Here is a 5,768-nt window from a genome sequence, read left to right as displayed (position 1 = left end):
GGACCTGTCTTCCGTGGGCGAGGGGGCCGGTGTCGATGATCTTGCCGCCACGCTTGAGTCGCTGGGCGTGCGTGATTACCTGGTCGGTGTGGCCGGCAGTCTGCGCAGCCTGGGGCGCCGTCCGGACGGGCGCACGTGGCAGCTTGCCATCGAGCAGCCCGACGGCAGCGGCCGGCCGGCACAGCTGCTGGACCTGCCCGCTGGCGGTGCTATCTCCACCTCTGGCTCCTACCGGAACTATTTCGAGGCCGATGGCGTGCGCTACTCGCATACCATCGACCCCTCAACGGGGCGGCCGATCACGCATCGCGGCGTGTCGGTGACCGTGGTGTCGCCCGACCCGGCCGACGTCACGCTGGCGGATGCCTGGGCCACGGCGCTGAACGTGCTGGGGCCCGAGCGCGGACTGGCTCTGGCCGAGGCGCGGGGCATCGCCGCCTATTTCATCGAACGTACCGATGATGGCTTCCGCAGCCGTCATTCCAGTGCTTTCGAGCCGTTCCTGAAGCACTGAGGAGGTCTGCATGCTGACCGTTGCCCTGATCTGTTTCGCTGTCATCCTGCTGGTGATCGTGGGCATGGCGGTGGGTGTCATGAACGGCCGAGATCCGATCAAGGGCTCCTGTGGCGGCCTCAACAAGCTCGGCCTGCGCGATGGCGAGTGCCCGGTCTGCGGCGATGATCCCGCCAAGTGCGATGGCGACGGAGGCAGATCCGCCGAGACCGGCGACCGCCGCGCCGCCAGCCTCGGGCGAGACGCCCTGCGCTGATCAGCCGGCGTTTCGCCTGCGTGCCGGGGGCGGCGCCGGCTGATCCGGCGCCGCTGCCTGCTCAGATGCTGATGCGGCCCAGCCAGATGTCGCGGTACATGGCGAAATCGCCCATCAGGCTGTAGAAGGGGTGCTTGAAGGTGGCGGGGCGGTTCTTCTCGTAGCCGTAGTGTCCGACCCAGGCGAAGCCGTAGCCGGCGACCGGCAGCAACCACAGCCAGACATAGTGGCCGCTGGCCAGCACGGCGGCGAGCAGGATCAGCACCAGCGTGGTGCCGATGAAGTGCAGGCGGCGGCAGGTGGTGTTGCTGTGTTCCTGCAGATAGTACGGATAGAACTCGCGGAAGCTGCCGAAACGCTGTTCGCTCATGGCCTGGGTCCTCTTCTTGTTTCTTCTTTTCAGGGTCGCGCGCGGCGCGTCCCCGTTGTACCCGACTCCTTCCCGCTTGCCAAGCCGCCCCTGCTTTTCGTGTGGACAAGCCCGGCCGGGCTGATCATTTTCGTCATGGTTTTTGTCAGCTCAGGTCATTGTCGGACAGGGGGGCGGGGGAGGACATTCGCTGACACCTGATGACCATAGGGTCACTGTGTAAGTCCATATTCACCCGAGAGGACATTCCATCATGACGGAAGCCCTGATTTTCGATGCCGTGCGCACCCCGCGCGGCAAAGGCAAGAAAGACGGTTCGCTGCACACCGTGAAGCCGGTCGACCTCGTCGTCGGCCTGCTCAAGGCGCTGGAAGCGCGCAACGGCGCCGACATCAAGCATCACGTCGATGACGTGGTGCTGGGCTGCGTCGGTCCGGTGGGCGACCAGGGCGCCGACATCGCCAAGACGGCCGCGCTGAAGGCGCACTGGCCGAACGAAACGGCGGGTGTCCAGCTCAACCGCTTCTGCGCTTCCGGCCTCGAGGCCGTGAACCTCGGCGCCATGAAGATCCGCTCCGGCTTCGAAGAGCTGGTCGTGGTCGGTGGCGTCGAGTCGATGTCGCGCGTGCCCATGGGCTCGGATGGCGGTGCCTGGGCCATGGACCCGGAAACCAACCTCGAGACCGGCTTCGTGCCGCAGGGCATCGGCGCCGACCTGATCGCCACCCTGGAAGGCTTCAGCCGCACCGATGTCGACAGCTTCGCCGCCGAGTCCAACAAGCGCGCCGCCCACGCCCGCGCCCAGGGCTGGTTCAAGGGCTCGGTGGTGCCGGTCACCGATCTCAACGGCCAGGTCGTGCTCGCCGAAGACGAGTTCATCAAGCCGGATTCCACCGTCGAGAAGCTGGCCGGCCTGCAGCCGTCCTTCGCCATGATGGGCGAAATGGGTGGCTTCAATGCCGTGGCCCTGCAGAAGTACCACTGGGTCGAGAAGATCGACCACGTGCACACCGCCGCCAATTCCTCGGGCATCGTCGATGGCGCCGCGCTGATGCTGATCGGCAGCGAAGCCGCCGGCAAGAAGCTGGGCCTGAAGCCGCGCGCGCGCATCGTCGCCACCGCCGTCAGCGGCGCCGACCCGACCATCATGCTCACCGGTCCGGCCCCGGCCGCCCGCAAGGCGCTGGCCAAGGCCGGCCTGAAGGTCGAGGACATCGACCTGTGGGAGATCAACGAAGCCTTCGCCGCTGTCGCCATGCGCTTCATGAAGGACATGGGCATCTCGCATGACGTCACCAACGTCAATGGCGGCTCCATCGCCATGGGCCACCCGCTCGGCGCCACCGGCTGCATGATCGTGCAGATCGTGCTGGACGAGCTGGAGCGTCGCAACCTCAAGCGCGCCCTGTGCACCCTGTGCGTCGGCGGCGGCATGGGCATCGCCACCATCATCGAGCGCGTCTGAGCGCGGACTCCCGCACCAGACCCCGGAACATCGGATCAAGAGAGAACGAACATGACTCAGAGCGCCATCCGCTGGGAAAAGGACGCCGACAACATCGTCACCCTGACCCTGGACGACCCTAACCAGTCGGCCAACACCATGAACGAGCTGTACCGGAAGTCGATGGGCGAGGCCGTGGCCCGCCTGCAGGCCGAGAAGGCCGACATCGCCGGTGTCATCCTCACTTCCGCCAAGAAGACCTTCTTCGCCGGCGGCGACCTGCGCCTGCTGATCCAGGCCACGCCGGAATACGCCGACACCATGAAGGCCGAGCTGGTCGAGATCAACGGCCAGCTGCGCAAGCTGGAAACGCTGGGCAAGCCGGTCGTGGCCGCGCTCAACGGCACCGCCCTCGGCGGCGGTCTGGAGATCGCCCTGGCCGCGCACCGCCGCGTCGCCATCGGCGGCACCAAGGCCGAGTTCGGCCTGCCGGAAGTGTCGCTGGGCCTGCTGCCGGGTGGCGGCGGCCTGACCCGCGTCACGCGCATGCTGGGCATCCAGAACGCGCTCATGAACGTGCTCATGCAGGGTCAGCGCATGAAAGCCGAGAAGGCGCAGTCCATCGGCCTGATCGACGAGCTGGCGAGCGATGCCGAAGACATGCTGGCCAAGGCTCGCGCCTGGATCAAGGCCAACCCGGCCGCCCAGCAGCCGTGGGACAAGTCCGGCTACAAGATGCCGGGCGGCACCCCGTCCACCCCGGCGCTGGCGATGAACCTGCCGGCCTTCCCGGCCAACCTGCGCAAGCAGACCAAGAACGCCAACTACCCGGCGCCGAAGGCCATCATGTCCGCCGTGGTCGAAGGTGCCCAGGTCGATTTCGACAATGCGCTGAAGATCGAGCACCGCTACTTCGTGCACCTGGCCTGCGGCAAGCAGGCGAAGAATCAGATCAAGGCCTTCTTCTTCGACCTGCAGAAGATCAATGGTGGCGGTTCGCGTCCGAGCAAGGAAACCTACCCGGCCTGGAAGGCCACCAAGGTCGGTGTGCTGGGTGCCGGTATGATGGGCCAGGGCATTGCCTATGTGGCTGCTTCGGTGGGTGTCCAGGTCGTGCTGCTCGACCAGACGCTGGAGGCTGCCGAGCGCGGCAAGGCCTACACCAAGGGCCTGCTCGACAAGCGTGTCAGCAAGGGCCGTCTCGATGCCGCCAAGGCCGAGGCCACGCTGGCGCTGATCCAGACCACCGACAGCCATGCCGATCTCAAGGGCTGTGACATCGTCATCGAGGCCGTTTTCGAGGACCGCGGCATCAAGGCCAAGGCCACCGAGCTGTCGGAAGCCAATGCGCTGCCGGATGTGCTGATGTGCTCCAACACCTCGACGCTGCCGATCACCGGCCTGGCGCAGGCATCGAAGAAGCCGGAGAACTACATCGGCCTGCATTTCTTCTCGCCGGTCGACAAGATGCCGCTGGTCGAGATCATCCGCGGCGAGAAGACCTCGGATGCCGCGCTGGCCAAGGCCTTCGACTTCGTGCTGCAGATCCGCAAGACGCCGATCGTGGTCAACGACTCGCGCGGCTTCTTCACCTCGCGCGTGTTCGGCACCTTCACCTACGAAGGCATCGCCATGCTGGGCGAGGGCTACCACCCGCAGAGCATCGAGCAGGCCGCCGCCCAGGCCGGCATGCCGGTGGGCCCGCTGGCGGTGACCGACGAAGTCACCATGGAGCTGGGCCGCAAGGTGCGCGTGCAGACCATCAAGGACCTGGAAGCCGAAGGCAAGGCCTATCCGGCGCACCCGGCCGAAAAGGTGGTCGACCGTCTCATGGACGAGTTCGGCCGCAACGGCAAGCGCACCGGCAAGGGCTTCTACGATTATCCGGAGGGTGGCAAGAAGGTGATCTGGCCGGGCTTGGTCGAGCACTTCGTGAAGCCGGAGAAGGTCGCCATCAGCGAAGCCGAGTTCGAGGAGCTGAAGGAACGCCTGCTGTTCCGCCAGTCCATCGAGTCCGCGCGCTGCTTCGAGGAAGGCGTGCTGACCTCGGTCGCCGACGCCAACATCGGTTCCATCTTCGGCATCGGCATGGCGCCGTGGACCGGCGGCGTGCTGCAGTACATCAACTACATCGGCCTGCCGCAGTTCGTGAAGCGCGCCGATGAGCTGGCCGCCAAGCACGGCGACCGTTTCACGCCGCCGCAGCTGCTGCGCGACATGGCCGCCCAGGGCAAGACCTTCCAGTAAGGCCTTCCTGCAAGACCGTTCCGCCCCGCCGGTTTCGCCGGCGGGGTGCGGGAAAAAAGCCCGGCTTCGTCAGGAGCCGGGCTTTTGTCTTTCAGAATCAGTCACTTTGCCGTAAGCTCCGGGCATGAACAGCGTATCCTGCCGTCCCGGCTGCGGTGCCTGCTGCACGGCGCCCTCCATTTCCTCGCCCATTCCCGGCATGCCGCAGGGCAAGCGCGCGGGCGAGCGCTGCGTGCAGCTTGACGATGACAGCCTGTGCCGGATCTTCGGCCAGCCCTCGCGTCCGGCGGTCTGCGGCAGCCTCTCGCCTTCTGCCGAGATGTGCGGCGACAGCCGCGAGGCGGCGGTGCGGTGGCTGGATGCGCTGGAGCGGGCGACCTGCCCGGATGTATTAATAAGGCAACCCGTCGCGACTGGGGTATAGTTGCGCGACACGCAGGCTGAGACAGAGGCTGATGACAGGTTCCAGTGACTCCATGACAGAAGAAGGCAAGCCGGCGGCGGCTATCCCTGCCCGGGAGTTCACCATCGACGAGCTGGCCCAGGCCGCGCAGATGACCGTGCGCAATGTGCGCGCCTACCAGGATCGCGGACTGATCCCGCCGCCCGAGATCCGCGGCCGCACCGGCATCTACAGCGACGCCCATCTCGCCCGCCTGCGCGTCATCGGTCCGTTGCTGGCGCGCGGCTACAGCCTGTCGAACATCTCCGAGCTGATCGAGGCCTGGGAGAAGGGCCACGACCTGCGCCAGCTGCTGGGGCTGGAGCAGGCCATCACCACGCCGTGGGCCGAGGAAGTGCCGGCCTATTACGAGCTGTCCGAGCTCATGACCCTGTTCCAGCGCCAGATGACGCCGGAGACGCTGGCGCGTGCGGTGCAGCTGAACCTGATCCAGGTCGACGGCGCCCGTTTCAAGGTGCCCAGCCCGAGGCTGTT

7 protein-coding genes are annotated in these 5,768 nt (G+C 66.4%); 6 read left to right on the top strand and 1 reads right to left on the bottom strand.

Features of this window, described 5'->3' with window-relative positions; genetic code table 11:
* Both C5O18_RS05685 and nqrM read left to right on the top strand, forming a co-directional pair.
* Window positions 1-514 (top strand): FAD:protein FMN transferase (locus C5O18_RS05685; RefSeq protein WP_206389746.1); only part of this gene is annotated, 514 nt, incomplete at its 5' end.
* A 10-nt stretch (window positions 515-524) separates the two neighbouring features.
* A complete protein-coding gene (gene nqrM, locus C5O18_RS05680) occupies window positions 525-770 on the top strand; it encodes a (Na+)-NQR maturation NqrM (protein ID WP_206389744.1) in 246 nt (81 codons plus the stop codon).
* A gap of 61 nt (window positions 771-831) precedes the next feature.
* Here the strand turns inward: nqrM and C5O18_RS05675 are convergent, their stop codons facing one another.
* On the bottom strand, window positions 832-1,140 hold the full coding sequence (locus tag C5O18_RS05675) for an Mpo1-like protein (protein WP_105192248.1): 309 nt from the start codon (window positions 1,138-1,140) through the stop codon (window positions 832-834).
* 253 nt (window positions 1,141-1,393) lie between these two features.
* On the opposite strand from C5O18_RS05675, the gene C5O18_RS05670 reads away from it, so the two are divergent.
* The 4 genes from C5O18_RS05670 to C5O18_RS05655 all read left to right on the top strand — a co-directional run.
* A complete protein-coding gene (locus C5O18_RS05670; protein WP_105192246.1) occupies window positions 1,394-2,605 on the top strand; it encodes an acetyl-CoA C-acetyltransferase in 1,212 nt (403 codons plus the stop codon).
* Between the two features lie 51 nt (window positions 2,606-2,656).
* Complete coding sequence (locus C5O18_RS05665; protein ID WP_105192244.1) at window positions 2,657-4,831, top strand: 3-hydroxyacyl-CoA dehydrogenase NAD-binding domain-containing protein; 2,175 nt, start codon at window positions 2,657-2,659, stop codon at window positions 4,829-4,831.
* A 124-nt stretch (window positions 4,832-4,955) separates the two neighbouring features.
* Window positions 4,956-5,255: a YkgJ family cysteine cluster protein gene (locus C5O18_RS05660; RefSeq protein WP_105192242.1), complete on the top strand. Its 300-nt coding sequence runs from the start codon at window positions 4,956-4,958 to the stop codon at window positions 5,253-5,255.
* A 52-nt stretch (window positions 5,256-5,307) separates the two neighbouring features.
* Window positions 5,308-5,768, top strand: a 461-nt coding sequence (locus tag C5O18_RS05655) for a MerR family transcriptional regulator (RefSeq protein WP_146089229.1), incomplete at its 3' end; no start/stop codon positions are given.

Origin of the sequence: Amnimonas aquatica, assembly GCF_002943415.1 — a bacterium.
GTDB classification, from domain to species: Bacteria; Pseudomonadota; Gammaproteobacteria; order Pseudomonadales; family Moraxellaceae; genus Perlucidibaca; species Perlucidibaca aquatica_A.
The sequence above is the reverse complement of the archived record's forward strand: the minus strand, read 5'-3'. Positions and strand labels throughout refer to the sequence as shown.